This window comes from Thermodesulfitimonas autotrophica, from assembly GCF_003815015.1.
GTDB classification, from domain to species: domain Bacteria; phylum Bacillota; class Desulfotomaculia; order Desulfotomaculales; family Ammonificaceae; genus Thermodesulfitimonas; species Thermodesulfitimonas autotrophica.
In genome coordinates this window covers 398,979-425,823 of the sequence record NZ_RKRE01000002.1, presented here as the reverse complement: position 1 = coordinate 425,823, position 26,845 = coordinate 398,979, and the positions used below count along the sequence as shown (strand labels likewise).

Genomic DNA, 26,845 nt, shown 5'->3' with positions numbered 1-26,845 from the left:
GAGCCACCGCCTGCACTTCAATATCTCCGCCAAGAGGTGTAAACCGGCTGCTTACCATATTTTAACGACATCCACATCCTTGAAGTAGTACTTAATAATCTCCTCGGCCGTTCTTCCCTTACGGGCGAGTTCGCGCGCGCCCCACTGGCTCATTCCCACGCCGTGGCCGAAGCCCTTTCCTTCGAAGATGACGCTATCTCCCTCCACCCGGGCGCTGGTCAGAAGCGTGGAGCGCATCCTGGTGCTGCCGAGTGCGGTGCGGAGGGTCGCGGCGTGGACCACGGCATTGCCGATCCGCATCCTGGTTGCCCGGCCGGATGGCCCGCGCTCTAAGATCGTGATGGTGCTAAAATCGCCGGGGCTCTGCCCTAATTTCTCTAAGGCTGCGGTGACCTCGGCCTTGGAGAAAACGGCGCGCCAGCTGATAAAGTCCTTGGGCGCATCCGGACCCTCACCCGACCTGACTACCTTGGTATAAGGCGGTTCGGGATACTCGTAATTGAGCCCTTCCTTGGCGGTGGCGGTCATCCCGCCCGCGTGACCGTGGAACCAGGCGTTGATGTACCGGCCGTTATGGATTACCACTTTACCCCGGGTGGCGCGGACTGCCTGGCGGATGCGCCAGTTGATGTTGTGCGGGTTCCAGGCCTGTGCCTCTTCAAAGGAGGTTGAAATATGAGCGGAAGGATTGAGGGAGGAGTGCTTCTTTTCCTGGACGAATTTCAGCGCGTAAGTGCGCGCCAGGATCGCCTGCGCGGCTAAGGCTTCGTGGGGGAACCAGTTTTTCATTTCCCCCGCTATTGTTCCCATCACGTAGTCCTCAAGCGGCATCTCTTTTATGGTTCGGGTTTCGACGATAAAAACTTTGATCCGGGGCTCTCTTCCCGGCCCCCGGCTGATCTCCTTCGGGATATCCGGCTTGGCAACTGGCTTGCGGGCTGCACCCGGCGTGCAGCCGGCGGTCAACCCGGTGAGAAGGACGAACGTTAAAAGCAACGACAACCAGCGGAACCTGCCCATGGCGATCGCTCCTTTGGGAAGTTCTTTCGGGTATAGGTTGCCCCGAAGGGAAGCGGTTTTATAGGGGGCGGTCAAAATTTTGCGTCTGCCGGAGGGATTTCGGTTACCGGAGCAGAATAGACTGGAAGGGGAATCTGGGGTGCGTTGGCCGGGGCGCAGGACGGACGGCATCTGCAGCGCCGGCAGCGGTGGCTCTGTACACGCCCAAAGGGGCACCCATATCTGACGCAGCAGTAAAACTATGGACAAGGGGAGGTCTTCCAGGGTGCGGGTAGCAGTGTTGTTCGGTGGCCGCTCGGCGGAAAGGGAGATATCGCTCAAGTCGGGCGAAGCTGTCTACCAGGCGCTGCGCGAGAAAGACCGGGAGGCGGTGAAGATCGACGTGGGGCCTGACGTGGCGGAACGACTCCGCGCGGTTCGCCCCGACGTTGCCTTTATCGCCCTCCACGGGAAGGGCGGCGAGGACGGGAGCATTCAAGGGCTGTTAGAGGTGCTCGGCATTCCCTATACGGGGCCGGGCATCCTGGCGAGCGCCTTAGCGATGGATAAGATTGCTACGAAACGGATGCTAACCGCAGCCGGGCTGCCGACACCACCTTTTATCACCCTCGAACAAAACGGCGCAGCGCTTGAATCTCTTGCGGCCCAGGTTCTTCAAGCAATGCCCCTGCCGGTGGTGATAAAGGCGCCGACCCAGGGCTCCTCGATCGGGATGAGCATTGTTAAACGCGAGGAAGGGCTGGTACCGGCACTGTCCGAAGCCTTCCGCTACGACCCGGTGGTCTTGGTGGAGCGGTTTATCCCGGGAGTCGAGGTAACGGCGGCGGTTTTAGGGAATAAACGCCCCGTCGTTTTGCCACTTATCGAGATTGTTGCGGCCAAAGGGGTCTATGATTATGAAGCCAAGTACACCCCCGGGATGAGCGACCACATCATTCCGCCGCGAATCGACGCCCGGCTTCAGGAAGAAATTGGCGCGGCAGCGCTGGCCACCTACAAACTACTTGGCTGCCGGGGCTTCTCCCGGATCGATTTTATCGCCGGCGTGGACGGTAAGCCGTACATCTTAGAGGTGAACACGATTCCCGGGCTCACGGCGGTGAGCCTCTTCCCGGACGCGGCGCGGGCCGCGGGCATTTCCTTCGCCGACCTGATAGAAAAGCTCATCGCGCTGGCGCTCGGACAGGAGGAATAGGGGGCGGCTATGGAACTGACGCGGGAAACATTCGCCCGGATGATCGACCATACGCTCCTCAAACCCGACGCGCGGCGCGGCGACATCCGCCGTCTCTGCGCTGAGGCGGTCGCGTGGGGCTTCGGGGCCGTCTGCGTGAACCCTGCCTACGTACCGTTAGCGGTACGGGAGTTAGTGGGCTCCGGGGTTAAGGTCTGCACCGTGATCGGTTTTCCCCTCGGGGCGACAAGTATAACTACGAAGGTTGCCGAGACGGAGCAGGCGGCGCGCGACGGGGCGGTAGAGTTTGATCTGGTGCCTCATTTAGGTGCCCTCAAGGAAGGAGACGCCACCTATCTTGAGGACGAGCTGCGGCGGGTGATAAGCGCCGCCCGTTCCGTTGCGGCAGGGGCCGTGATCAAGGTGATTCTTGAAACGGCGCTTCTGACAGAAGAAGAAAAGCGTTTCGGCTGCCGGCTTGCCGTGGCGTGCGGCGCGGATTTTGTGAAGACGTCCACCGGTTTTGGGCCAGGCGGTGCGACCGAAGCGGATGTCCGCTTGCTACGTGCCGCTGTTGGGGACAAGCTCGGTGTGAAGGCGGCGGGAGGTATCCGCGATTTGGCGACGGCCCTCCGGATGATTGCTGCAGGAGCCAACCGGATCGGGACGAGTTCCGGTGTCCGGCTGATGCAAGAATGGGGCGAAAAAGGGCGGTGCTTGTAGCTTAGCAACAAATGACCGAGAGGGGTATAAAAATGAACTGGAAGCTTTTCCTCCTGATTGCAGGTCTGGTGGGCCTGGTGGTGCTCTGGTACCTCTTTTCCCCCTGAGGGCCGCGTGGCCGGTGCTAAGGTTTAGCGCCAAAAATGTTACCAGAGTTTTGGGGCCCCCGGCTTGTTTTTGGGCGCCACGTGTTGTATCCTGGAAGTAAATTAAGCCGCTTACGGAGAGCGGCAAAACTTCCACGGAGGAGGTAAGACCTATGCCACACTGTCAGAAGCAAGGGGGGCACGTTCACGAGCACACCCATCCCGAGGTGCGCCACTCGCACCCCCACCGGCACGGGAACTTAGTGCACGAGCACGAGCACGTTCACCCTGCGGTCACCCATACGCACGAACATGTGCATCCTGCGGACGGGGATCATAGCCACCTGCATCTCGATCACGACCACCACGCAGAAGAACACGAACACCCGCACTAACCGGCAGGGAAGATTTAGTAGCAGCGCCAGGTTGAAACTTGACGTAACAGAGAGCAAAAATGAGGAGCCCCTGGGCGCCAAGTCTACCGGCGACCAGGGGCTTTTTTTGATGCGCGCGAGTTTTACAGTTTAATAGACACCCAGCAGGTTAAGCGCCAGGAGGAGAAGACCGGCTACCGCGATCCTTTTCACTACTATGGGGCTTACGCGCTTGGCGATCTGCGGCCCGATATAGCCGCCTAAGAGGGCGGCGGGGAACATGATGAGGAAGAGAATCAGGTCAAAGTTACCGAACATGTAGTGGCGGGCGGTTCCCATCAGAGTGTTGAAGAAGATCGCTAACAGCGAGCTGCCCACCACCACGTACATCGGGAGGCCGAGCCCCACGGTTAGCAGCGGCACCATGAAGGGCCCGCCGCCGAAGCCGAACATTGAGGAGACAACGGCGATCAGGAAGCTACCGATGCAGCCGGCAACCACGTTTACTTTGAATTCCTGTCCCCAGAACTCGATCCGCATCCCTTACCCCTCCTTCTTGGCCTGCTTGGCCTTGGCGGCTTCCTCGGCGCGCTTCTTGAACTCCTTGAGGATCGCCTGTTCCTTCTTGTTCTTTTCGAGGTAGGCGGGAGTCGTTTGCCAGAGCATCAGCGCTGCCAGGACCAGGAGGATCCAGCCGAAGATGAATTTGAACTGTTCGAGAGTGATCAACTCGGTGAGCTTGGGCCCGATAAAGCCGCCGGCGACCATCGCCAGGCCAAGGGTGATACCAAGTTTCCAGTTGATAAAGTTGATCTTCGAATAATTGTAGATACCGGAAGCTTGCGAAAACAGGACGGTGGGCATCACCGTACCGGCCACTACCGTGTGGGGGAGCGGCCAGAGCGAAACCAGGAGCGGGTTAAGGATGAACCCGCCGCCTGCACCCATCAGGACGCCAAAGGTGGCGATAGCCAACGTCAGGAGGAAGGGTCCGAAGAGATTGACGCTGGTGCCGGCATTATTTAGGTAAACCATCGGGAAGCTGATGCGGTTTTCGATGGTTACCGGTTCGCTCTTGAGCTTTTTGCCGGCTACCGCCACTATCTTATACGTGCCGGGCGGGGAGCCCTTCTCGATGGTTATCTTCGCGCTGTAGGTGCCGTCGGGGCTGGTTTCAACCGCGGCCGCCAGCAGCTTGCCGGGGCTCCGGAAGCGGGCCTTGGCGAGTTGCATCGAACGCTTTTTGTTCTCCTTTTCGTTCAGCGGGGGCAGGAGCTTACCGCGCGACCCAATGATGCTCGCCATAATGCTTGCCTGGTACCGGTCGATGCTGATCTTGGCAGGAGCGCTGTAGGCCACGTCTGCCCCGAGTTGCTTCAGCGCTTCGGAGTACTTCCAGTCTTTTCCCTGCTGCTTGATCCGGTCGAGTTCGGCCTTTTTCTCTACGGGAACAAAAATCTTGTAGTAGGCCGGCATCTCCTTCGTCATGTAGAGGATATAGGGAATTTTGCCGGTTTTGGGGTCCTTCTTATTGTCGAAATAAGAGGCCCGCACTCTGTCTTCGCTGTAAAGTTCAAGGTAGACGGGCTTTCCTGCCGGGGCCGTGCCGGTGACGGTGATGGTGCCGCCGTTCTGGAGCGTGGTCTTGTCAACCTGTATCGTTACGGTGTCCGCCGCAAGGCCGCGCCCCGGAAAAAGAAAGCAGACCAACACTAGCGGGACCACGACTGCCAAAAGCCACAGACGCTTCATTCCTTCTTTTCCCTCCCTATTGAACAGTGGTTGTGAGACGGCAGAGTTTTGCGGCGTTATCTTTGTTTTTTCACCTCCCTTGCGCTTGTGAGCACGTGCACCCATTCTTAGGGTATCATCTCTCAAACGGCACATGTTGTCGCCCGTGAGACGAATTATTGTCAAACGGTAGACAACACGATGTCGGTTGAGCGACAAAAATAAAAAGACCGCCTACCTTCCGGGCGGTCTCCGCAATTACGGGGGGAATTTTACAGCTGAAAGTGGTTACTTAAACGATCCAGCTGGCGAGCTTCTTCGGGTCGAGGATTTTAATCTCTCGACCCTCGAGGTTGATCGATTTTTCCTTCTTGAAGGTGTTAAGCAGGGAGGTGACGGTCTGCCTGGTGGTCCCGATCATGCCGGCTATCTCTTCGTGTGTCAGGCGCAGTTTAATCTTAATGCCGTCCTCTTCCTCGATGCCGCACCGCTCGCCAATCTTGAGCAGCAGCAGCGCCAGGCGGCCCGGAACCTGCCAGCAGACCAGTTCGTGGACCATAGCTTCCGCCTCCCGCATCCGGGCGGCGAGGAGCTTGGCCACCTTAAGTGAAAAGTAGTGCTCGTCGGTGAGCAACTCAAGAAAGTCCTTCTTGGTGACCACCACAAGCGTTACATCCGAGATGGCGCCGGCGAAGCAGGTCCGCTTCCCGTGGTAGAGCGTTTCCGCAAGGCCCATCATTTCCCCGGGGTTGCGGATGCTGCCCACCGTGACTTCGCGGCCGTCGGCCGAGAGACGGTAAATCTTAACCCAACCCTTTTCGATAAGGTAGACGCGGTCGGCGATCTCTTCGGCGGCAAAGATGATGTGCCCTTTGGGGTAGTTTAATGTCACCCCCGATTTGCGGACGAGTTCCTTCTCCCGCTCGTTTAGCGAGAGCGGTTCGCCCTGGAGCAGGTCCTTCGCGGTTTCGGCCACGGGATTTCACCTCCTTTCGCCCGCTTAAAGAAGCAGGGAAGTTCCCTCTGCGGTTGGGCGGTAAGATTTTCTGGTGATCCTGCTCTCTTTTCTGTGACTTTATTTACAAAATATTCACAAAACTACCCTACCATAAAACTATACTACTACGCTGGGGGGTAAAATCCTTCCTCCGCCGGTGAGGTAAGTTTGGGCCGGCTGTCGGCCGGGCGACATAACAGCGTCGGGAACGGGACAGTTTTCCGTCTGCTCCGGGACATTTTCCAGTTTTATGGCGTATTAAAATCGACCTGGAAAGGAAACAGAGTGGGAAAGAGCGTGAAAGTTATTTCTTTCTTCGGGCGAGGAATTCCTGAAGCGCTGGTACTACTGGGCCACGCACTCGAAGCTGGTGCCCATGATCCAGGCGGCCTACACCGTCAAAGACCACTGGGACGGCATTCTCAACTGGTTCGAGTCCTGCGTCAGCAACGGCATCCTGGAGGGTATCAACAACCTCATTCAGGCGGCCAAGGCCAGGGCGAGAGGCTAACCGCAACGTCGAGACCCTGATCATAATGGCCTCCATCATTGGGAGCCGTCTTGAGTACGGTCACAAGATAGTGGGGAACTGTATTTCTGAGGAGGTAGATTATGAAAAAGTCGGTCTTCAGTGTATGTGGGATGTGCTCTGTAAGATGTCCTGTAAGGGTTGAGGTTACTGACGGAAGGATCACTTGGGTAGAAGGAAATCCGTATGTGCCTGGCATAGAGAGGGCCCTCTGTGCCAAAGGCTCGTCCGGGGTGGCACTTGTTTATGATTCTCAGAGACCTCAGTATCCGATGATTAGGACGGGACCGAGGGGTTCAGGACAGTGGAGAAGGGCAACCTGGGATGAAGCATTCGATTACATCGCAGAGTCCCTGACAAAAATAAGGGATCAGTATGGTGCAAAGGCTATAGCCCTTGTTGATCGTGGAACGGGGCCGTTCGGAGAGATCCAGCGTGCCTTTTTGCGTTCGATAGGTTCTCCTAATTACTTTAGTCATGATGATTTTTGCAGAAAGAATGTTGATCTTGCATATCAAAGTTTGCTTGGGTATGCAAGACCGGAGATAGGATATGACTTTGCTAATACGAAGCACATTGTCTTCTACGGGCGGAATGCTTTTGAGGCATTGGCTGTAAGAGAGGTAAATAACATTATCAAGGCCCTTGAAAATGGGGCAAAGTTAACTTATATCGACGTAAGGGTTACGAAGACTGCTGCTAAGGCAACTAAGTTTTTGATGATCAGACCTGCAACCGATTATGCATTAAACCTTGCACTAATTCATGTGATATTAAAGGAAAACCTTTTCGATCGGAGTTTCGTCGACAGGTATGTCTCTGGTTTAAGTGATCTTGAAGACTTCATAAAGCCTTACACACCTGAGTGGGCAGAACAGCAAACAGGCATCCCTTCATATGAAATTATAGATCTTGCAAGACAACTTGCGGCTGACAAACCCCGGGTGATCCTCTACCCAGGATGGTTTGCAGGACGTTATATGGATTACTTTTATAATGCCCGGGCTATAGTTATTCTTAATGCGCTTCTTGGAAGTATCGAACAAAAAGGTGGACTTCTTCTTGCGAAGTCACCCAAGGAAGTTGGTGCTAAGCCGCTGAACAGCCTCCTTGACAGAATACCAGCCCCAGAACACAAAAGGCTTGAGGCAGAACTTCCCCCAGGTTTCCTATATGACGGTGCAGGACATGCACTTCATCTCTTTAAGACAATAAAGACTCAAGAGCCATATCCTATTAAGGCTCTATTCGTAGTTAGATACGATCCATTTGCAGGGCTACCTGATGCAGACATCAAGGAGCTTATCGCAAACCTTGATTTAATTGTGGACGTAGATGTGAACTACTCACTTACAGGTTGGTATGCTGACGTGATATTGCCTGAGTCAACATATCTTGAAAGAGATGACATCATTGGGCTTCAGAGGGGAGTAAAACCAACTTTAATCATGCGGAGACAGGCTATTCCACCACTTTATGATACAAAGCCAAAGTGGGAGATATTTGTAAAACTTGCCAAAAAGATGGGGGCTGGAGAGTACCTACCGTACGAAACCATAGAGGATATCTGGAACTACCAACTTGCAGGTACTGGAATAAAGATTGAGGACTTTGACAAGACGGGCCAGGTTTCGTTATGCAAGGACCCTGTCATATGGAACAAGGATGAGCTTAAGTTCAAGACACCTTCGGGCAAGATTGAGATCCTCTCAAGCAAGATGAAGGAGAGGGATGTTCCGTACTTCTATCCATTCAAAGAACCACCCACGCCAAAAGAGGGTGAGTTCAGGTTGGTGTTTGGAAGGGTGGCTGTTCATACTCATGTGCAGACGCACAACAACAAGTATCTAAACGAGATAATTCCAGAAAACGAGCTGTGGATCAACGATGAGGCTGCAAAAAGGCTTGGGATAAGGGATGGTGACTTTGTTGAGGTTTCCTCTGTCGATTACACAGGCAGAATCCGTGCCAAGGTCACGCCCTTTATACATCCTGAGGTTGTCTTTATGTATCGCGGGTTTGAAAATGAGGTTCCAGTTAAAACGAGGTCATTCGGCAAAGGGCTCAACGAAGCCAAGTTCTTGAGGGGCCTCTTCGATAAGTTTGGTTATGGGAGCCATACTGGTGCTCTTTTTGAGGCTTTTGTCAAGGTTAAGAAGGCATTTTAGGAGGTCATACGATGAGCATCTACTATATACACCAGGATCATGACAGATGCATTGGTTGTCACGCATGCGAGGTTCATTGCAAGGCTAATAAGGGTCTTCCTGTTGGTCCAAGGCTTTGTAGGATTATACCGACAGAGATAAAGATGATTGGCGGACTGCCAAGGCAACGCTTTGTATTCATGCCATGCTTTCACTGCGAGAAACCCTGGTGTGTGGCGGCATGTCCTACAGGTGCGATGCAGAGAAGGGCAAAAGACGGGATAGTCTTTGTTCAAGATGATCTATGTGTAGGTTGTAAGGCTTGTATTACTGCATGTCCATGGGGCGTACCACAGTGGAATCCGGAGACAGGTAAGGTAGTAAAGTGTGACTACTGCAAAGACAGGATAGATCAAGGATTAGAACCAGCCTGCGTAACAAAGTGCACTACCCATGCCCTTAAATGGATAAGAGCTGAGGAGGCATCCCTTCGGAAGAGAGAACGCTTTGTGAGGGAGAGCTATGAGTCTCTTTACTGATACTGTGGAGGTTGAAGAAGGTGTCAGGCTTGTCTCTGGAACGAGCGTGATTCTGACAACACTGGACAAGCTTGTTAATTGGGGTAGAAGCAACTCCCTGTGGCCGCTCACATTCGGACTCGCATGTTGTGCCATTGAGATGATGGCTACGGGCGCTTCACATCATGATCTTGACAGGTTTGGTATCCTCTTCAGGGCATCGCCAAGACAAGCAGATGTCATGATTGTAGCTGGTACGGTTACATATAAGATGGCACCGGTTGTGAAGAGGGTCTATGACCAGATGCCAGAGCCTAAATATGTTGTAGCGATGGGCAGTTGCGCATGCTCAGGAGGGGTGTTTAACACATACAGCACGGTCCAAGGGGTAGATAGCTTCCTTCCCGTGGATGTCTATGTCCCTGGCTGTCCACCAAGACCTGAGGCATTGATGTACGGGTTACTTAAACTACAGGAAAAGATAAAGGGAGAAAGGCAGCGTTGGGGCAGATGGAGATAGAAAGGCTCTCGGAGACAAGATTCGTCTTGCAGATGGGGCCACATCACCCTGCAACCCACGGCGTGTTGAGGCTGTACATGGAGTTTGAGGGTGAGAGGGTGTTAAAGTGCGTACCTGATGTGGGTTATCTTCACAGAGGGATTGAAAGGCTAGCCGAATATAAGTCTTATACCTCTGCATTGCCACTAACTGATAGGCTTGACTACATATCGAGTATGCTCAACAACATCGGCTACTGCGTTGCAGTGGAGAGGTTGATGGGTGTTGAGCCGCCGCCAAGAGCAAAGTTCATCCGGACGCTTGTCGCAGAGCTTGGAAGAATTAGCAGTCATCTTCTCTGGCTTGCCACTCATGCCCTCGATATAGGTGCGATGACAGTGTTTCTATACGCCTTTCGGGAAAGGGAGATGATTCTTGATATTTTTGAGAAAATCTGTGGTGCAAGGCTTACCGTGAGTTATGCGAGGATCGGCGGGGTAAGAAACGATCTCAAGGAAGAGGTTCTTCAAGAAATATATGATTTCACAGGCTTGATACTGAGACGGGTCGATGAATACGAAGGATTGCTTACGGAGAACAGGATATGGATAGAAAGGACGCGGGGTATTGGGGTAATCAGCCCTGAAGAGGCAGTCGCATGGGGCTTAACAGGTCCGGCGCTACGTGGTTCCGGTGTTTACTATGACATAAGAAAGCATATGCCTTACGATGCCTACGATCAGGTTGAGTTTAATGTCCCATTAGGAGAGAATGGAGACACGTACGATAGGTATCTATGCAGGATAAGGGAGATAAGCCAGTCAGCTCTTATTGTAAGACAGTGCATAGAGAAGATGCCCAAAGGGGAGATTCTTGCGGATTCCGCACCAGAGCTTGATATGCCGTGCCAGGGACATAGGATAATTTTGGCGGAAGGTTCCTTAAAACATGGATTTATAACACTTTTAGAAGAAAGACAGCCCGTTATGCCTGTAGGTGAGCTCTACTCAGCGGTTGAAGTTCCCAAAGGCGAGCTTGGTTTTTACATAGTAAGTGATGGATCAGGAAGACCTTTCAGGCTGAGACTGAGGGCACCATCGTTTGTTCATATACAAGCCATACCAAGGCTGTGTGAGGGACATCTACTTGCAGATGTAATAGCCATCATAGGGACGCTTGACATAGTTATGGGAGAGGCGGACAGATGACGGGCATCGTGAAGAAGGTACTGTTTTTTGACCTCCTTAAGAAGATGCTATTGTTTGACCTTCTTAGAGGAATGCTTATTACGTTAAAGACGATGTTTACTCATCCTGTCACAAGGAGATATCCAAAGGAAAAGAGGGATCCGTTTGATGGCTTTCGCGGTAGACACGCCTTTGTTAGAGATCCAGAGACAGGAACATATAGATGTGTTGCATGCACAAAATGCGCAGCAGTCTGTCCCCCACAATGTATACACATAGAGTATTCGGTCGATGCAGAGACAGGCAGGAGGATACTTACGAAGTACGAGATAGATGCCTTCAGATGTATCTTTTGTGGTTACTGCGAGGAGGTTTGCCCTGTTTGTGCCATCGTGTTAACAGAGTTTTATGAGTATGCCGCGTTTGATAGGAAAACAAACTATTTTGACATAGAATCCCTTTTAAGAAACTGGGATGAGTTCGTGGCAGGTTATGGGGATAGGGAATACGTGAACAAGTTCTGGAAACCTGAAGGAATTGATCTAAAGAGGTTGCCAGCAAAGAAGAGAACGATAACCCCTATCAAATTGAACAAGGAGGTATACAGTGGAGCCAGGTAGCTACATACCTGTTAAGTATCTGCCTGTCTTGGTTGCTTTAATTCTTGCTACTGTAATTGCAGTGGGAGGACTGATAGTAAACAGTATAGTTGCACCGCGAAGGTATAGTAGAGCAAAGCTTGTTGCTTTCGAGTCAGGTAATCCGCCAAGTGGTGCCCCAAGGGATAGGTTCTCCATAGGGTTTTTCTTGCTCGCCATTCTCTTTGTTGTGTTTGATGTTGAGGTGATATTTCTCTATCCATGGGCTGTCGCCTTCAATGAGATTGGTTCTGCAGGTTTTTGGGCGATGATTGGGTTTATCTGGCTGATTCTTATTGGTTACATTTACGAGATATTGATTGGAGCGCTTACATGGCATAAGAAATGATATATTCGATCAGTGTTGCGGAGGGTCACATGGCACAGAAGATGACATATTCGATCAGTGTTGCGGAGGATCTCAGGGCAAAGTTTCCAGAAAGGGTAATCGAGATAGCGAGTTTTAGGGGTCAGATAGCAGTGATTGTTAAAAATGAGGGGATAAAAGAGGTACTTAGATACTTGAGGGATGAGCATTCGTTTGATCATTTGCAGGATCTTTGTGGTGTTGACTACTTTCCTAGGAAACCAAGGTTTGAAGTGGTGTATCAGCTTTACAGCATCAGTAAGAGACACCAGATAAGGATAAGGGTGCAGGTTGATGAAGACGATCCAGAGATAGATAGTGTAACCGAACTCTGGCCGGGGAGTAACTGGCATGAGAGAGAGTGCTACGATATGTTCGGAATCAGGTTCAGAGGGCATCCTGACCTTCGCAGGATCCTTATGCCTGAAGACTGGGATGGTCATCCTTTGAGAAAGGATTACCCACTGCAAGGGAGATCTATCTGGTCCGGGTTTCAGAAAATATTGGAGGACAGAGAAGGATGACCGAGATCTTCTGGATAGTGGTAAAGACGGCCATAGTGTTTGGGGTTGTCCTTTTTCATGTAGCTTATACTACCTATGCTGAGCGTAAGATCATAGGTAGGGTGCAGGCCAGGTACGGTCCAAAGGAGGTTGGTCCGCACGGACTACTGCAACCAATTGCCGATTTTATAAAACTATTCTTCAAGGAGGATATCGTTCCCCAGGATGCGTACAGGCTGATCTTTAAGATCTCACCCGTTATCGTACTCGCCTTTACCATGGCGAATCTTACCGTCCTTCCATTTGACAAAGGATTTATCCTTGCTGATATAAACTTGGGGTTGCTTTTTATACTTGCATCAGCCTCTGTGGCAGTGTATGGCGTTATACTTGCAGGATGGTCATCAAACAGCAGATACTCGTTCCTTGGTGGGATAAGGTCTGCCGCCCAGGTGCTAAGTTATGAGATAGCCTTAGGGTTGAGCCTTGCTTCGGTGGTACTTATGGCTGGTTCGCTCAGGCTTTCAGATATAGTCATGGCTCAGTATGAGAGCCGTTTTGGCATGTATGTGATCCCACAAATTGTAGGTTTTGTCGTGTTTACTATCGCTGCCTTTGCAGAGACAAACAGGGCACCATTTGATCTACCGGAGGCAGAGACAGAGCTTGTTGCAGGCTATCTTACAGAATACAGTGCGTTCCGCTATGCTTTGTTCTTTCTTGCAGAGTATGTTGCCATGTATGTAATGGCATGCCTTGCTGTCTTGTGTTTTCTTGGTGGCTGGACGATTCCTCGTTTTGTTAGTGATCTTATCCCCTGGTTGTCTTATGTCCCCGGTACTGTTTGGTTTGCCTTGAAGGTTTATATCTTTATCTTTCTGTACATCTGGGTTAGGGCAACACTGCCGCGATACAGGTTTGATCAGCTTTTGAACATGGGCTGGAAAGTCTTAATACCTGCTGGAATATTTAACTTAGTGATTACAGCACTTATAAGGAGGCTTACGTGATGCTATATTTGATCTTCGGATATTTTGCCTTATCGATAATAGGGATAACTTTAATGGCACTTTCAAGGCGTAATCCTATCCATGCAGTATTGTGGCTGCTGCTACTTTTCATGCATATAGCAGTGCTTTATTTATTCCTTAATGCGGAGTTTCTTGCAGCTGTTCAGATTATAGTTTATGCAGGAGCGATACTTGTGATGTTTCTTTTTACAGTATTTTTGCTTGGCGTAAGGGAAATGCCAAGAGAAGAAAGATTTACGAATCTTTGGCAGGGAAGGGTGGCAGTAGGACTCGCTATGATGGCCGTTCTGGCATTGACGCTTTCAAAGATTATGCCTACATGGAAGGGACAATACAGCATTGAATACATCGAAAGGGTTGGACATACAAAAGCGGTTGGGTCAGTTCTTTTTAACGAGTTTGCCTTTCCTTTCTTTCTAATTGGTGTGATACTGCTAATCCCGATGATTGCAGTTGTGGCGATTGCATGGAGGGGTAGGTCATGATATCACTGGAGCTTTACCTGATCCTTGCGGCTACAGTTTTTGGTATGGGTTTGATAAGTGTGCTTATTAACAGAAATTTAATACTCCTCCTTATATCGCTTGAGGTGATGTTAAGCGGTGTAAACCTTGCCCTTGTTGCGTTGTCACATTATCTGCAGGATCTAAGGGGACAGGTTCTTGTGCTTTTTACAATCGCTGTGGCAGCAGGATCTGTTGCAGTGGGGCTTTCTTTGCTTGTCGGGAACTTTAGCCTGCGTGGAAACATAGACTTATCAGATTTAAGCGAACTTAAGGAGGACTTGCCAGAAAGATCAGATTTCCTTGCATCGCGAGGGGTTAAAAGATGATGGAGCTACTGCCACTGTGTGCGATTTGTGTTTCCCTGCTTGCAGCTGGTCTGATAGTTCTAATAGGGGATAGAAACCCTAATTTGCGTGAGGCTGTATCAATTATAGCAGGGGTGTTGAAGTTTTCTTTTGTAGTAATGATGATACCTCCTTTCCTTGAAGGCAAAGAGATTGCTATAAAGATAGCAACGATCCTTCCTGGTATAGATCTTGCCTTTAAGGTGGATGGTTTGGGCCTACTGTTTGCTATAGGGGCATCCTTCTTATGGGTATTGACTACATTTTATTCAATCGGTTACATGAGATCACTTCAAGAGCATGCTCAGACGAGATACTTTGCATGTTTTGCTATCTCCCTTGCATCTACCATGGGTATCGCCTTTGCATCAAACCTCTTTACAATGTTTATCTTCTATGAGGCACTAACTATTGCAACCATACCTTTGGTTGCCCATAAAGAGGATAAGGAATCGCTGGAAGGTGGAAGGCAATATGTAATATATCTGCTCGGCGGAGCAAAGCTATTTGCACTTGCAGCGATAGTTATCACATACATACTTACGGGAACGCTTGAATTCAGGCATGGAGGCATAATCTCTCAAGAACTGACCGACTTGCACAAGGGACTGCTTCAATTGGCCTTGCTCCTTTACGTATACGGTTTTACGAAGGCAGCCGTGATGCCACTGCATAGTTGGTTACCCGCAGCAATGGTTGCACCTACACCAGTAAGTGCTCTTCTTCACGCAGTTGCCGTAGTAAAGGCGGGTGTGTTCTCGATAGCGAGAGTTATCCTTCATGTTTACGGTCCTCAAACAATAAAGTCACTCGGTATACAGGACATCCTTTTCATCTTAACAGCATTTACCATTATAACTGCATCCTGTATTGCACTTACACGTGATAACTTTAAGGCAAGACTTGCCTTTTCAACTGTGAGTAACCTTTCATATATCATCCTCGGGGTGACAATGCTGTCACCAGCGGCTATCGTAGGCGGACTCATACATATAAGCATGCACGCGTTTTCTAAGATAACCATGTTTTTCGTTGCTGGCTCTGTATATGTCTCTTCCCATAAGACTGAGATAAGTCAACTAAACGGTATAGGTAGAAAGATGCCTGTCTCGATGTTTTCCTTCCTCCTGGCAACCCTGAGTATGATCGGTATCCCAGTGTTCGCAGGTTTTGTCTCAAAGTTTTATCTCGTAGAGGGAGCACTTGCCATAGGTAAACCCATACTCGTAGGTGTGTTCGTAACGAGCTCACTTCTTAATGCTGCGTACTTCTTGCCTATCGTTTACAGGGCATTCTTTATGAATCCAGATGACCCTACATCCCTCGAGAGCGTTAAGGAAAACTACTTCTGTGCCATCCCGTTGTTGATAACTGCTTTGTTTACCATTTTGCTCGGGATATATCCAGACTTTTTGATAAAGCTCATAAAGACGGTGATATGAAGATGACCGTTAAAGGCTGGCTTTACGTATCGTGTGTCTTAATCTTCATACTCGAGGCTGTCTTCTTAACGGCACTAGGATACGGACATCCTCATTTTCCTTTTGAGAAGGTGCCTGGATTTGGCTGCATTCTTGGGTTTGTCGGAGCTGGCTTGATAGTTCTCATTGCAAAACTCCTTAGCAAGATCCTTAGCAAGAAGGAGGACTATTATGCTGAATAGCTTTTTGCATCCAGGATTGGTTCTTATATTTGGGGCTTTTCTTACACCATTATTGTCCAAGAGGGTCAGATCTCCGTACGCTGTTTTGTTGACTGCTTCGGCCCTTTTTATCTGCCTGACATCTTCGCCTGGGCATTACGGATCTATCAGCTTATTTGGGTACGAGATCACGCCTCTGGTCAGGGTAGATAGCCTGAGTCTTTTGTTTGCTTATGTGTTTTGCATAGTCGGACTCATCGGGATGATCTATTGCTATCACATAGATGACTGGCTGCAGCATCTTGCAGGGCTAATGTATTGTGGAAGCGCTTTAGGTGTTGTGTTTGCTGCAGATATCTTGAGTTTCTATTTGTTTTGGGAAATGTTAGCGTTCAGTGCAGTCCTGCTCATCTGGGCACAAAGGTCTAAGCAGGCTGTAAAGGCTGGATACAGATACATAATGGTTCACGTATTCAGTGGCTTAATGGTATTTGCGGGTATGATGCTTTATATAACCAGTATTGGATCAGTCGAGTTCACAAACCTTACTCGTTACAGTAATGAGCCGTTCTTTTGGCTGATTCTTCTCGGCGTTATGTTGTGCGCAGCTGTGCCCCCCTTGAATGCGTGGCTACCAGATGCGTATCCGAGTGCCACCATTTATGGGAGTGTGTTTCTTAGCGCATTCACCACGAAATCAGCAGTCTATGCCTTGATCAGGGCATTTCCTGGGACTGAGCTATTGATATATTTTGGGGCAATCATGGCAATATATGGGGTTATATACGCAACAATGGAGAACAATCTAAGAAGGCTGCTGTCCTACCACATTATAAGTCAGGTTGGCTACATGGTCTGTGGGGTTGGGCTGGGTACAGCAATGGCACTTGATGGTTCTTCTGCTCATGCATTCGCTCACATCATTTATAAGGGTCTACTCTTTATGTCTGCGGGTGCCGTCATATATGCAACAGGCAAGGAAAAGATCTCAGAGCTTGGTGGTTTTTACAGATATAGCCCGATAGTTGCGCTTTTCTTCTTTGTCGGTGGTCTTTCGATATCTGGACTGCCATTAACAAGTGGTTTTGTTAGCAAGGCAGTAACCATTTCCGCATCGGCGGAGATTCATAATTCATTTGCCTATCTTCTTTTGAATCTTGCTACAACAGGAACGTTCTTGAGTATCGTCTTGAAGATGGGTTACTATACATTCTTTTCCGAACCGAGGACGGATTACAGAAGCTCGCCTATTCCAGCAAACATGAGCATTGCAATGGCTTTTGCGTCAGCCCTTTGCATAGTGATCGGATGTTTCCCGGGGGTCTTTTATAAACTCCTGCCATATCCCATAGAGTACAAACCTTACACCCTGCAACATATACTTGATACATTAGGGCTTTTTGCCTTTACCGGATTGGTTTTCAGCACCTTCCTTAAGAAACTGAAACCAAAACCAGTTTTAAACTTGGATACGGACTGGTTTTACCGAAAGGTTGGATTTGTATTCGTGAGAGGCCTTAACAAGACGGTAGTCCCGGCAGAGTATAACTACGTTGGAGTGGCTTACAGATGGCTCATGGATAGGGTAACCATACCTTTCGGGGAACGGGTTTCGAGCTTTGAACACAGAGTTGTCTATCCTTTAGCAGATCTTTTAGCGAGGAGGTTAAGGATACTTAGCGACGTAATCGGCATTATACAGAATGGAAAGATACAGGATTACGCCACTTACATGATTTTGTCATTGTTTCTCGTGTTAGTTGCGTATTTGATCATTGGAGGGTAAGGGGAATGAGGATTCTAGCTGAAAACGTGGTTGGTATATCTACGATCTTGGTATTACTGCCTCTCTTGGGGGCAGGACTTACTGTGGTCATAAGGCATCGGGGCGTAGGTATTTTCGCGGGTTTGCTCTCCTCTCTGGCAACCTTGATTATCACTCTGCTGTCCTTTTTGTCTCTTGATCCTTCGGTAAAAAGTTTTCAATTAGTCGATCTATATCCGTGGATCAGCTCATGGGGGGTTAATCTTGGTTTCGGGATCGACCACTTGAATGGTGTATTTTTGCTTCTAACAGCGCTTATAAGTGTGGTTGTGATCTTGCTATCGATAAAGACCGTAAAGGAAAAGATATCCTCCTACCTTTCTATGATCCTGTTACTTGAAGGCATCGTAATGGGTTACTTCCTGTCGACCAATCTGTTAGAGTTTTTCCTCTTCTACGAGGCGATGCTTATACCAGCCTTTTTGCTTATTCATCGGTGGGGTGGTGAAAGGGCTGGATATGCCTCAATGAAGTTTCTTCTTTATACCTTTGGCTTCAGTAGCTTTTTGTTCGTGGGTGTCATAGCTGTTTACTTTGTCAGTAAAAGTTTTGATTTTTCCGTGCTTTACTCTGTGAGGATGCCACCCGACTTGCAGATTCTTCTCTTTTTAAGTTTTCTTTTGGCTTTTGCAGTGAAGATACCAATCTTCCCTCTGCATGGTTGGCTTAGAGATACTTACTATGAGGCACCAATACCTGTTACCATTTATCTTTCTGCTGTCCTTGGAAAGATGGGGATATATGGTCTGCTTAGGGTTCTGCCCGCCTTTCCTGTGGCTTTAGCAAATTTGGGGCACTGGGTTGTACTGCTTTGTCTTTTTTCCTTTGTTTATGCCGCTTGCCTTGCCCTTTCCGAACGGGATATAAAGACGATGCTTTCTTACATGAGTTTGAGTCACGTGGGTATCATAGCTGCTGGTGCATTTACAAATACCCTGTACGGGTTTGAGGGTGCTGCTTTACAAAGCTTTAATCATGGAATACTTTCTGCTGCCTTGTTCTCAGTCGCCCTGATACTTTACACGCGAACGGGCTCTTTTGCAATAGATGGTTATGGTGCATTGGCAAAGAGAGCACCATGGCTTGTCTTCTTCACATGTGCTTTCATCATGGCTATAGGTGGCTTTCCCGGTTTGAACTACTTTAACGGCGAGCTTCTCCTTCTTGGTGGTATATTCTCCGTAAGCAAGATCCTTGGAGCATTAGCAATTTTGGGCATAGGCATCGGTGTTACTTATAAGGCATGGTTTTTCTATCGGGTCTTTCTAAGAAAACCAGGGGCGGAACTTAGCCGTTTCGTGAGTGACCTTCGAAAGGTAGAGCTTGCAGTATTTTGGGTCTTACTAGTTGTTACCATTTACCTTGGCTTAAATCCAGGGTTCATCATAGGTGAACTGCAGAACTTCTTTGCATCCATTGGAGGGGGTAGGTCATGAGTGCATTTCTCCCTGTATTACCAGAGCTGACAATGCTTCTTTTGGGTCTAATCACGTTTATAGTCGGTGTTCTGACAAGGAGACACACCTTAACAATATTTCTTGCTATATTGTCTATAAGCTCTGCTGCATTTTTGATTGTGGTGACAAAGTGGACAGGCGTTTTGGAAGCTGGGAGCTTCATATCAGACAGCTACAGCATGTTTTTTAGGGTCATCATATGCATGACAGGAGTGCTTATACTTGCTTTATCCCATGCCGAAAGAGCTACGATCGGTGACAAGACAGCGGAGTTTGCATTCCTTGTTATCATATCAGTCTTCGGAATGTGTTTAATGGCCGGTGCTGGAGACCTCATTGTTGTTTATCTTGCCCTTGAGACATTCTCTTTAAGCAGTTATGTTCTTGCTGGCTTTCTCAGGAAAGATCGAAGATCAATCGAGGCTGGGAGTAAATACTTTATACTCGGGACTGTTGCCTCGATACTCTTGCTTGTATCGATTGCCGTCTTTTACGGATTGACAGGTACGACATCCATTGAAGAGATCGGAAGACTCCTGAAAGATAAAGATCTCACTACTTCCTCCCTGGCATCAGTGTTTCTTATCTGCGCTTTTGCCTTCAAGTTGTCTCTCGCTCCTTTTCATGCATGGGCACCTGATGTATACGAAGGTTCGCCAACTGTTGTAACAGCCTTTTTCTCAGTTGGACCAAAGACGGCTGCATTCGCTGCACTTGGCAGGATCTTCATGTACGCTCTTGGGAAGATAGACCTTACAGTCGTGATCATTATACTTTCTGTGCTTTCTATGTTCATAGGTAATCTCCTTGCCTTAAGACAGACTAACCTTAAAAGGATGTTTGCATACTCATCAATAGCTCATGCAGGATATATTGTTATGGCATTTCTCTTAACAAAAGACGCCTTCCTATCATCAATCATGCCATACCTACTCACTTATGCATTTATGAACATTGGTGCTTTTGCTGTAGTATTGAGCATAAAAGAGGGAGAAAAACTATCGAGCTATTCAGGAGTTGCAAAGATACGTCCGCTACTTGGTTTTAGCATGACCGTGATCTTGTTTTCTTTGACTGGAATCCCCCCCACTGCTGGATTTATCGTGAAGTTCAACATCTTTAAGAATGTGTTCATGGCAGGTTATCCTTTCTTAGCACTTCTCGCTGTTCTTTTAAGCATCCCTTCAGCCTTTTACTATCTAAGGATTGTTCTTCTTATGTATAGAGACGCCCACGTCGATCCTCAGATAGTTTTGGATACCAAGTTGAATCAGTTGAATCAGGGTGTTAGTCTGGCGTCTGCATTGTTTCTGTTGTTTGCTGGGATTATGCCAACACTCACCCTTCCTCTATAAACCGTTGGGGCGTGCCTCTACCCTTTCTTTTGAGGCACGCTCCCCATCTAACTCAAGTATGGCAGCTAACCCGTATTGGGGGCTGCCACGGGACCGGGAAGCCTTGAAAAATGGGCATGTCTTGTAGGTTTTGTGACTTCGGGTTTCAAACTTGAGTCTAACGGGTGCCGGGCACCACTTTTATGCTTGGGGTAATCTCTCTTTCTACCCCGTCGAGTGCCGTTTCGGTAATCTTCAGCTTCCCGTCGAGAATCGAAGGGACGACCGCCTCGCTGCCACATCTCCTGCAGGTGAACTTCCAGGGGCAGCCGCATTCGGCGGGCGGCGCCCAGTCGACTTCACTGCTGCCGCAATCCGCGTGACGCACAGTGATCCCTTGCGCCAGCTCCTCGAAGTTAAAGACCGTGTCTGGGGCCACATGCTTTACACTGACGATAAACATGCCGCTCTACCTCCTCAACGCCACTCATTATCATTACCATAACCGGTACTTCTTCTTGCCTCTTTCGCTCCTTGAGTGGCGATTCGCCCTCCGGCCCGGAGCTTCCTGCTTGGGCTGTGAGAAATTTCTGGTGGTGGGAGAGGGCGCCGGAGCCGGTGGTGCTTGACCCTATCTTTGGTTCCGCTATATAATGAAGCGATAAAGGCTGTGGCAGCGTTTGACTTTTTAAGTGGGGGTTGCCTGTTGATGGAAAGCGAGGAAATCCGCCAGCTCTTTCTTGATTTCTTTGCTGCAAGGGAACACCGCGTTTTGCCAAGCGCTTCCCTCATCCCGGCGAATGATCCCAGCCTGCTGTGGACGGCGGCGGGGATGGTGCCTTTCAAGCCGTACTTCACGGGAACGGCGGAGCCAGAGCACCGGCGGGTGGCCACCTGCCAGAAGTGCCTGCGGACGCCGGATATCGAGTCGGTCGGCAAAACCGCCCGCCACCTCACCTTCTTTGAGATGCTCGGCAATTTCTCCTTCGGGGACTACTTCAAAGAAGAAGCGATTCCTTGGGCGTGGGAGTTGGTGACCAAGAGGTTCGGACTCAGTCCGGAGCAGCTTTGGGTTTCTGTTTATCTTGATGATGATGAGGCCTACCACTTGTGGCGGAAGGTCGGCGTCCCAGAGGCACGAATTGTCCGGTTAGGGAAGGAGACGAACTTCTGGGAGATCGGGGTGGGGCCCTGCGGTCCCTGCTCCGAGATCCATTTTGACTTTGGCCCGGAGCATTCTTGTGGTCCCGACTGCGGGGTGGGCTGCGACTGCGACCGCTTCCTGGAGATCTGGAACCTGGTCTTCATCCAGTTTTACCGGGACGAAGCCGGTAACTATTCACCCCTCGCGCAGAAGGGAATTGATACCGGCATGGGGCTCGAACGCATCGCTACCGTACTCCAGGGGGGCAAGACCGCTTTCGATACCGACCTTTTCCGGGACGTGATCGAGGAGATTGCCGAAGTCTTGAAAGTGGACTACGGCGCCGGTGGAGACGTGGGGCGGGCCGTGAAGGTCATTGCCGACCACACCCGGGCCGTAACTTTTGCGATTGCGGATGGAGCCCTGCCTTCGAATGAGGGCCGGGGCTACGTCATCAGGCGGCTCCTGCGCCGGGCCATCCGGTTCGGGAAACTTTTTGGCTGTGAGGAGCCCTTTTTGGACCGGGTGGCGGTGCGGGTGATCGATAAAATGGGTGCGGTTTACCCGGAACTGGGACAACAGAAACGGCATATCCTGCGCACGATCAGGATCGAAGAGGGGCGCTTCCTGGAGACGCTGAGCCTGGGGACGGAGATTCTCAACCGGATGATTGCTGACGCCCGCGCGCAGGGGCAGCGCACGCTTTCCGGCGAGGCGGCGTTCAAGCTTTACGACACCTACGGCTTTCCGCTCGAGCTCACGGAAGAGATCTGCGCGGAAGAGGGGCTAACGGTTGACCGCCAGGGGTTTGCGACGGCAATGGCCCAGCAGCGGGAACGGGCGAGGCAGGCCCGGGAGACGACGGAGTATCTCGGCGAGCGCGAGCGTTTTTACCGGGAAGCACGTGATGCCGGAATCGGGTCGCGCTTTACCGGTTACTACGCGCTGGAGGAGCCGGCACGGGTGCTCCTGATGGTGAAGAACGGGCGGCGCGTCGCCGCTGCCGAAAAAGGGGAAACGGTGGAGGTGGTGCTTGATGCGACGCCCTTTTACGCGGAGGCCGGCGGCCAGGTGTGCGATACGGGTGTTTTTACCGGGCCCGGCCTGCTGGCGGAGATCGAACATGTCGACCGCCCTGTGGAAAATATAATCGTTCACCGGGTCAAGGTAGTTGCGGGCACGCTGACGGAGGGGAATATTGTGACCGCATCTGTTGATGCCCCGCGTCGCAAGCAGACGGCGCGCAACCACACGGCCACCCACCTCCTTCACCAGTCACTAAAGGCGGTCCTGGGCGCGCACGTGAATCAGGCTGGCTCGCTGGTTGCGCCGGACCGGCTGCGTTTCGACTTTACCCATTACGAGGCGCTAACGCCTGAAGAACTTGAGCGGGTGGAGGCGATGGTGAACCAGGCGATCCTGGCCGCGATTCCGGTGGAAACCTTCGAAACCACGCTTGCCGAAGCGCGGGCGATGGGTGCCGTCGCCCTTTTTGGTGAGAAGTACGGGGAGCGGGTCCGGGTCGTCAAGATCGGCGAGTTCAGCATTGAGCTCTGCGGCGGTACCCACCTGAAAAATACAGCCGAAGCCGGCTTCTTCAAGATTGTTACCGAGGGCAGTGTCGCCTCAGGCGTCAGACGTATCGAGGCGGTTACCGGGGAGGCGGCTTTATCTTACATCAACGGCATCCTTCGCGATTACCAGGAGATAGCCGCAATTTTAAAGGTGGCGCCGCGCAACCTCGCTGCTGCGGTAAAAGCGCTTGCCGACCAGGTAAAGGAGCTCGCGCGGGAGAACGAGGCGCTCAAAGACCGGCTTGCTGCCGGGGAGGTGCAGGACCTGCTGCAGCGGGTGGAGGTAATCGACGGCGTGAATGTGCTGGCGAGCAGGGTTGGCACCGCCGAAATGCCTCGGCTCCGCAGCCTGATCGATGTTTTGCGGGAGCGACTCGGCTCAGGGGTTTTTATTTTAGGCGGGGTGGCGGAAGACAAGGTGAGTCTGATTGTTGCGGTAACGCCGGACCTGGTAAAGCGCGGTCTTCATGCCGGGATGCTGGTTAAGGAGCTGGCCAAGCTGGTTGACGGCGGCGGTGGTGGGCGACCGGAGCTGGCGCAGGCGGGCGGCAAGAACCCGGCAGGGCTGGAAGAGGCGTTGCGCTTTGGCAGGACTCTGGTTCAGGAGAAATTAAGAGGACAAAGATAGGGGAGAGATGACAGCGCCACCAAAAATTCCTCTTTACTCAGGAGGGAAAACGGATATAAGAGGTGTAATATCTTATGTAGGAGTGTTATCTCAGATCGCGGGGGATCGGGCGTGGGACAGGGCGATTACGGCGAGAGAACCGTTACTTTTAAAGTTCAGCGGGAAGAGCCCCAGACGATCCGGGAGATTATTATAGAGGTCATTACGGCACTTAAGGAAAGGGGTTACAACCCGGTCAACCAGCTTGTTGGGTACCTTCTTTCCGGTGATCCGGCCTACATCACGAGCCACCGTAACGCCCGCAACTTAATCCGCCGGCTGGAGCGCGACGAACTCCTCGAGGAGCTGGTGCGGGCTTACCTTCAAAAGTAGCTTGTGGTTTGCGCTGGCCAGGTTAATTGGCCTTGGTGGCAGAACAAGATAATAAATAAGAGAAGCCAAAGGCCAGGGGTTGCTCTGGCCTTCTTTATCAAAAAGCAGGTGGTTGCGTGCGCTTTTTAGGGCTTGATGTGGGGGACCGGACGATAGGTGTTGCGCTAAGCGACCCCTTAGGCATCACGGCCCAGGGGTTAACGGTCTTAGAGCGGGGAAGTATAAATGATGATGTGGCAAAAATCCTTTCGCTGGTGGCGGCGCACGACGTTTGCGAGGTGGTTGTCGGGCTACCGCGTTCCCTCAACGGGAGGGTAGGCCCGCAGGCCAGGAAGGTCTTAGAGTTCGCGGCCCGGCTGGAAAAAGAAGGGTTGGCAGTGAAGCTGTGGGACGAGCGTTTTTCTACGCGGGCTGCGGAACGCCACTTGATCGCGGCGGACGTGCGGCGGGAAAAGCGGCGCCGGGTGATCGATAAGCTCGCCGCCGTCTTGATCCTGCAGAATTACCTTGACCACCGGCGGCTGACCGATCCCGGCAGGGCTTGACGTCCTCTTGGCGAAGGTATATAATTCCAGTATCTTTGCCTCATGTTAAGGAGAATAAACGAGAAGGAGAAGGGTGATACGATGGCTGAAGAAACGGGCGAAATCATCACGCTGGTCGATGAAGAAGGGGAAGAGCACGATTTCGAATTACTCGATGTCCTGGAGGTTGACGGAGCGGAGTACGCGATCCTCTTTCCTTTAGGGCAGGATGATGCGGAGGTTGCCGAGGTCATCATTTTAAAGTACAGCCAGGACGAGGAAGGCAACGAAATCCTGGTTGACCCAGAAGACGAGGAATGGGAAAAGGTCGCGGACCTCTGGGAAGAGATGCAGGAATTAGGTGATGACGAAAGGTAGGAGGGGGCAGCTTTTTGCGCCGCAAGTCGCTTCAGGTTGCGGCAGTCGCCCTTTTAGGTACGGTCTTTGCGGTGCTGCTTGGCCTCTGGGCGGCGGAGAGGGTTTGCGTTGCCCCAGACGTTATCGTTCCTGGGGTTACGGTTGGCGGGATGGCTTTCGAGGGGCTTACCGCTGCCGAGGCGCTGGCCAGACTCAGGGATTATGAGGCGCGGCTTCTGCTGCGGCCGGTGCGGTTAGAATGCGCCGGGCGGGCGTGGGCACTGCCGCTCGCGCGCGCGGGTGTCGGTGTCGAGCACGCGAAGGTAATCAGCGAGGCTCTATCCGTAGGGCACAGAGGCTGGTTGCTCCACCGTTATCTGGAGCGGTACCGGGTTGCCCGGGAGGGGAAAGAGATTCCCATCCGGGTGCATGTGGACCGCCAGAAGCTGACCTCTCTGATCGCCGAATTGACGCAGGAGCTTACCATCCTGCCGCAGAACGCGGGTTTTAGGGTGCTCCCTGACGATAGAATCATCGTGATTCCGGCCCGGGAAGGGCGTTGTGTGGACGCGCCGGCGGCCTACGACCAGATGGTCGCTATCCTCAACGACCCGGGGCGGGAGCCGGTCATCCGGGTGGCCCTGCGGACGCTTTCTCCCGAGTACACCACCGAAGAAGTCCTGGCCATGGGGCTCAATTGTCTCTTAGGTGAGTACGCTACTACTTTCGCCCCGGAAAAAGTTAACCGGGTCTATAATATCAGCGTTGCTGCCGGAGCGCTTGACGGGTTGGTGGTTCGGCCGGGAGAAGTCGTTTCGTTTAACAAAGTGGTGGGCCCGCGCAGCAGCGAAGCCGGCTATAAGACGGCGCCGATGATCATTAACAACGAGTTTGTGGATGCTTTGGGAGGCGGCGTCTGCCAGGTTTCCACGACCCTTTACAACGCGGTGCTCCGCGCCGGATTGGCGGTGGTGGAACGCCACAACCATTCGCTTCCGGTGGGTTACGTGCCGGCAGGCCTTGACGCAACGGTGACGTACGGCGGGGCGGACTTTAAGTTCCGGAACAATACGGATAAATACCTTTACCTTCGCACGGCGATCCAGGGAAACCGTCTGGTGGTCAAGATTTTCGGGAACAACCGGTTTAAGCGGCGGGTGGAGGTCCGGAGCTGGGTCACGGAGGTGATCGAGCCCAAGCGGATTGAGCAGAGCGACCCCAACCTTGAAGTCGGAAAGAGGGTCGTGAAGCAGAAAGGCATCCGCGGTTGCCGGGCGCGGGCGGAGCGGTTGATCTACGACGGGGAACAAGTGGTGCGCGAAGAATTGCCGCCGAGCTTTTACCACCCGTTGGACGAGATTGTGGCCGTCGGGACAAAGGCTGTTCCTACGGTAATTGCTCCCAGGGAAGGGGTAACAAAACCAAAACCGGAGCCCGAACCGCAGCCGGAGACGACTGTTGAAGAGGCTTATCCGCAGGGTACGGGTTTCCCGGAAGGAGAACTACCGTCAGGGGTAGAATCTCCTGGAGAGACCGTTTACGAAAGTGGGCGTTAGGAGTTTGTGCCGGGTTGGGGGAGAATCCGGGAGATAATCCGGTTTAAAAGCCGGTTGA

25 protein-coding genes and 2 pseudogenes are annotated in these 26,845 nt (G+C 51.4%); 22 read left to right on the top strand and 5 right to left on the bottom strand.

Features of this window, described 5'->3' with window-relative positions; all coding sequences use genetic code 11:
* Positions 1–51: 51 nt before the first annotated feature.
* Positions 52–1,020 (bottom strand): SpoIID/LytB domain-containing protein, encoded by a 969-nt coding sequence (locus EDD75_RS05870; RefSeq protein WP_123929448.1) that lies wholly within the window; start codon positions 1,018–1,020, stop codon positions 52–54.
* A gap of 265 nt (positions 1,021–1,285) precedes the next feature.
* Here EDD75_RS05870 and EDD75_RS05865 point away from each other — a divergent pair, with 265 nt between their 5' ends.
* The gene (locus EDD75_RS05865) at positions 1,286–2,215 is read left to right on the top strand and encodes a D-alanine--D-alanine ligase (RefSeq protein WP_211328109.1); all 930 of its coding nucleotides are present in this window, start codon (positions 1,286–1,288) and stop codon (positions 2,213–2,215) included.
* Between the two features lie 9 nt (positions 2,216–2,224).
* Positions 2,225–2,917 carry a deoxyribose-phosphate aldolase gene (gene deoC / locus EDD75_RS05860; protein ID WP_211328108.1) on the top strand — a complete coding sequence of 231 codons (693 nt, stop codon included), beginning with the start codon at positions 2,225–2,227 and terminating at the stop codon, positions 2,915–2,917.
* Between the two features lie 346 nt (positions 2,918–3,263).
* Here the strand turns inward: deoC and EDD75_RS05855 are convergent, their stop codons facing one another.
* From EDD75_RS05855 to EDD75_RS05840, 3 genes and pseudogenes are all read right to left on the bottom strand, one after another.
* Positions 3,264–3,455, bottom strand: coding sequence for a hypothetical protein (locus EDD75_RS05855; RefSeq protein ID WP_123929442.1), 192 nt, complete (start codon positions 3,453–3,455; stop codon positions 3,264–3,266).
* Positions 3,456–3,527: 72 nt separating this feature from the next.
* Positions 3,528–4,610 (bottom strand): annotated as a pseudogene (locus tag EDD75_RS11360) (sulfite exporter TauE/SafE family protein).
* A gap of 790 nt (positions 4,611–5,400) precedes the next feature.
* Entirely contained in the window at positions 5,401–6,084 is a 684-nt protein-coding gene (locus tag EDD75_RS05840; protein WP_211328107.1) for a Crp/Fnr family transcriptional regulator, read from the bottom strand.
* A 346-nt stretch (positions 6,085–6,430) separates the two neighbouring features.
* Between EDD75_RS05840 and EDD75_RS05835 the strand changes: the two are divergent.
* The 15 genes and pseudogenes from EDD75_RS05835 to EDD75_RS05765 all read left to right on the top strand — a co-directional run.
* A pseudogene (locus EDD75_RS05835) lies at positions 6,431–6,613 on the top strand (transposase); the annotation flags it as partial.
* A 104-nt stretch (positions 6,614–6,717) separates the two neighbouring features.
* Positions 6,718–8,802, top strand: coding sequence for a molybdopterin-containing oxidoreductase family protein (locus tag EDD75_RS05830; RefSeq protein WP_123929430.1), 2,085 nt, complete (start codon positions 6,718–6,720; stop codon positions 8,800–8,802).
* Between the two features lie 11 nt (positions 8,803–8,813).
* Positions 8,814–9,320, top strand: coding sequence for a 4Fe-4S dicluster domain-containing protein (locus EDD75_RS05825; protein WP_123929427.1), 507 nt, complete (start codon positions 8,814–8,816; stop codon positions 9,318–9,320).
* Positions 9,304–9,819 carry an NADH-quinone oxidoreductase subunit B gene (locus tag EDD75_RS05820; protein ID WP_123929424.1) on the top strand — a complete coding sequence of 172 codons (516 nt, stop codon included), beginning with the start codon at positions 9,304–9,306 and terminating at the stop codon, positions 9,817–9,819. The genes EDD75_RS05825 and EDD75_RS05820 overlap by 17 nt, the downstream gene beginning before the upstream one ends.
* Positions 9,810–11,006, top strand: a complete 1,197-nt coding sequence (gene nuoD / locus EDD75_RS05815) for an NADH dehydrogenase (quinone) subunit D (protein ID WP_170157762.1) — start codon at positions 9,810–9,812, stop codon at positions 11,004–11,006. The genes EDD75_RS05820 and nuoD overlap by 10 nt, the downstream gene beginning before the upstream one ends.
* A complete protein-coding gene (nuoI, locus tag EDD75_RS05810) occupies positions 11,003–11,605 on the top strand; it encodes an NADH-quinone oxidoreductase subunit NuoI (RefSeq protein WP_123929418.1) in 603 nt (200 codons plus the stop codon). The genes nuoD and nuoI overlap by 4 nt, the downstream gene beginning before the upstream one ends.
* On the top strand, positions 11,592–11,972 hold the full coding sequence (locus EDD75_RS05805; RefSeq protein WP_123929414.1) for an NADH-quinone oxidoreductase subunit A: 381 nt from the start codon (positions 11,592–11,594) through the stop codon (positions 11,970–11,972). Before nuoI ends, EDD75_RS05805 begins: the two co-directional genes overlap by 14 nt.
* 29 nt (positions 11,973–12,001) lie before the next feature.
* Positions 12,002–12,514, top strand: a complete 513-nt coding sequence (locus EDD75_RS05800) for an NADH-quinone oxidoreductase subunit C (RefSeq protein ID WP_170157742.1) — start codon at positions 12,002–12,004, stop codon at positions 12,512–12,514.
* Complete coding sequence (gene nuoH, locus EDD75_RS05795) at positions 12,511–13,503, top strand: NADH-quinone oxidoreductase subunit NuoH (RefSeq protein ID WP_123929408.1); 993 nt, start codon at positions 12,511–12,513, stop codon at positions 13,501–13,503. The genes EDD75_RS05800 and nuoH overlap by 4 nt, the downstream gene beginning before the upstream one ends.
* A complete protein-coding gene (locus tag EDD75_RS05790; RefSeq protein WP_123929405.1) occupies positions 13,503–14,009 on the top strand; it encodes an NADH-quinone oxidoreductase subunit J family protein in 507 nt (168 codons plus the stop codon). The genes nuoH and EDD75_RS05790 overlap by 1 nt, the downstream gene beginning before the upstream one ends.
* On the top strand, positions 14,006–14,356 hold the full coding sequence (gene nuoK, locus EDD75_RS05785) for an NADH-quinone oxidoreductase subunit NuoK (protein ID WP_123929402.1): 351 nt from the start codon (positions 14,006–14,008) through the stop codon (positions 14,354–14,356). Before EDD75_RS05790 ends, nuoK begins: the two co-directional genes overlap by 4 nt.
* On the top strand, positions 14,353–15,816 hold the full coding sequence (locus EDD75_RS05780; RefSeq protein ID WP_123929399.1) for a monovalent cation/H+ antiporter subunit D family protein: 1,464 nt from the start codon (positions 14,353–14,355) through the stop codon (positions 15,814–15,816). The genes nuoK and EDD75_RS05780 overlap by 4 nt, the downstream gene beginning before the upstream one ends.
* Positions 15,817–16,026: 210 nt before the next feature.
* On the top strand, positions 16,027–17,802 hold the full coding sequence (locus EDD75_RS05775) for a Na(+)/H(+) antiporter subunit D (RefSeq protein ID WP_170157741.1): 1,776 nt from the start codon (positions 16,027–16,029) through the stop codon (positions 17,800–17,802).
* A gap of 5 nt (positions 17,803–17,807) precedes the next feature.
* The gene (locus EDD75_RS05770) at positions 17,808–19,277 is read left to right on the top strand and encodes a complex I subunit 4 family protein (RefSeq protein ID WP_170157740.1); all 1,470 of its coding nucleotides are present in this window, start codon (positions 17,808–17,810) and stop codon (positions 19,275–19,277) included.
* Positions 19,274–20,653: an NADH-quinone oxidoreductase subunit N gene (locus EDD75_RS05765; RefSeq protein WP_123929396.1), complete on the top strand. Its 1,380-nt coding sequence runs from the start codon at positions 19,274–19,276 to the stop codon at positions 20,651–20,653. The genes EDD75_RS05770 and EDD75_RS05765 overlap by 4 nt, the downstream gene beginning before the upstream one ends.
* Positions 20,654–20,810: 157 nt before the next feature.
* Here the strand turns inward: EDD75_RS05765 and EDD75_RS05760 are convergent, their stop codons facing one another.
* Positions 20,811–21,095, bottom strand: coding sequence for a hypothetical protein (locus tag EDD75_RS05760; protein ID WP_123929393.1), 285 nt, complete (start codon positions 21,093–21,095; stop codon positions 20,811–20,813).
* A 246-nt stretch (positions 21,096–21,341) separates the two neighbouring features.
* Between EDD75_RS05760 and alaS the strand changes: the two genes are divergently transcribed.
* From alaS to EDD75_RS05735, 5 genes are all read left to right on the top strand, one after another.
* Complete coding sequence (gene alaS / locus EDD75_RS05755) at positions 21,342–23,978, top strand: alanine--tRNA ligase (protein ID WP_123930390.1); 2,637 nt, start codon at positions 21,342–21,344, stop codon at positions 23,976–23,978.
* Positions 23,979–24,089: 111 nt separating this feature from the next.
* The gene (locus tag EDD75_RS05750) at positions 24,090–24,350 is read left to right on the top strand and encodes an IreB family regulatory phosphoprotein (RefSeq protein WP_123929390.1); all 261 of its coding nucleotides are present in this window, start codon (positions 24,090–24,092) and stop codon (positions 24,348–24,350) included.
* A gap of 116 nt (positions 24,351–24,466) precedes the next feature.
* On the top strand, positions 24,467–24,895 hold the full coding sequence (ruvX, locus tag EDD75_RS05745) for a Holliday junction resolvase RuvX (protein WP_123929387.1): 429 nt from the start codon (positions 24,467–24,469) through the stop codon (positions 24,893–24,895).
* Positions 24,896–24,976: 81 nt separating this feature from the next.
* Positions 24,977–25,252: a DUF1292 domain-containing protein gene (locus tag EDD75_RS05740; RefSeq protein WP_123929384.1), complete on the top strand. Its 276-nt coding sequence runs from the start codon at positions 24,977–24,979 to the stop codon at positions 25,250–25,252.
* 14 nt (positions 25,253–25,266) lie between these two features.
* The gene (locus EDD75_RS05735) at positions 25,267–26,787 is read left to right on the top strand and encodes a VanW family protein (protein WP_123929381.1); all 1,521 of its coding nucleotides are present in this window, start codon (positions 25,267–25,269) and stop codon (positions 26,785–26,787) included.
* Positions 26,788–26,845: the final 58 nt, after the last annotated feature.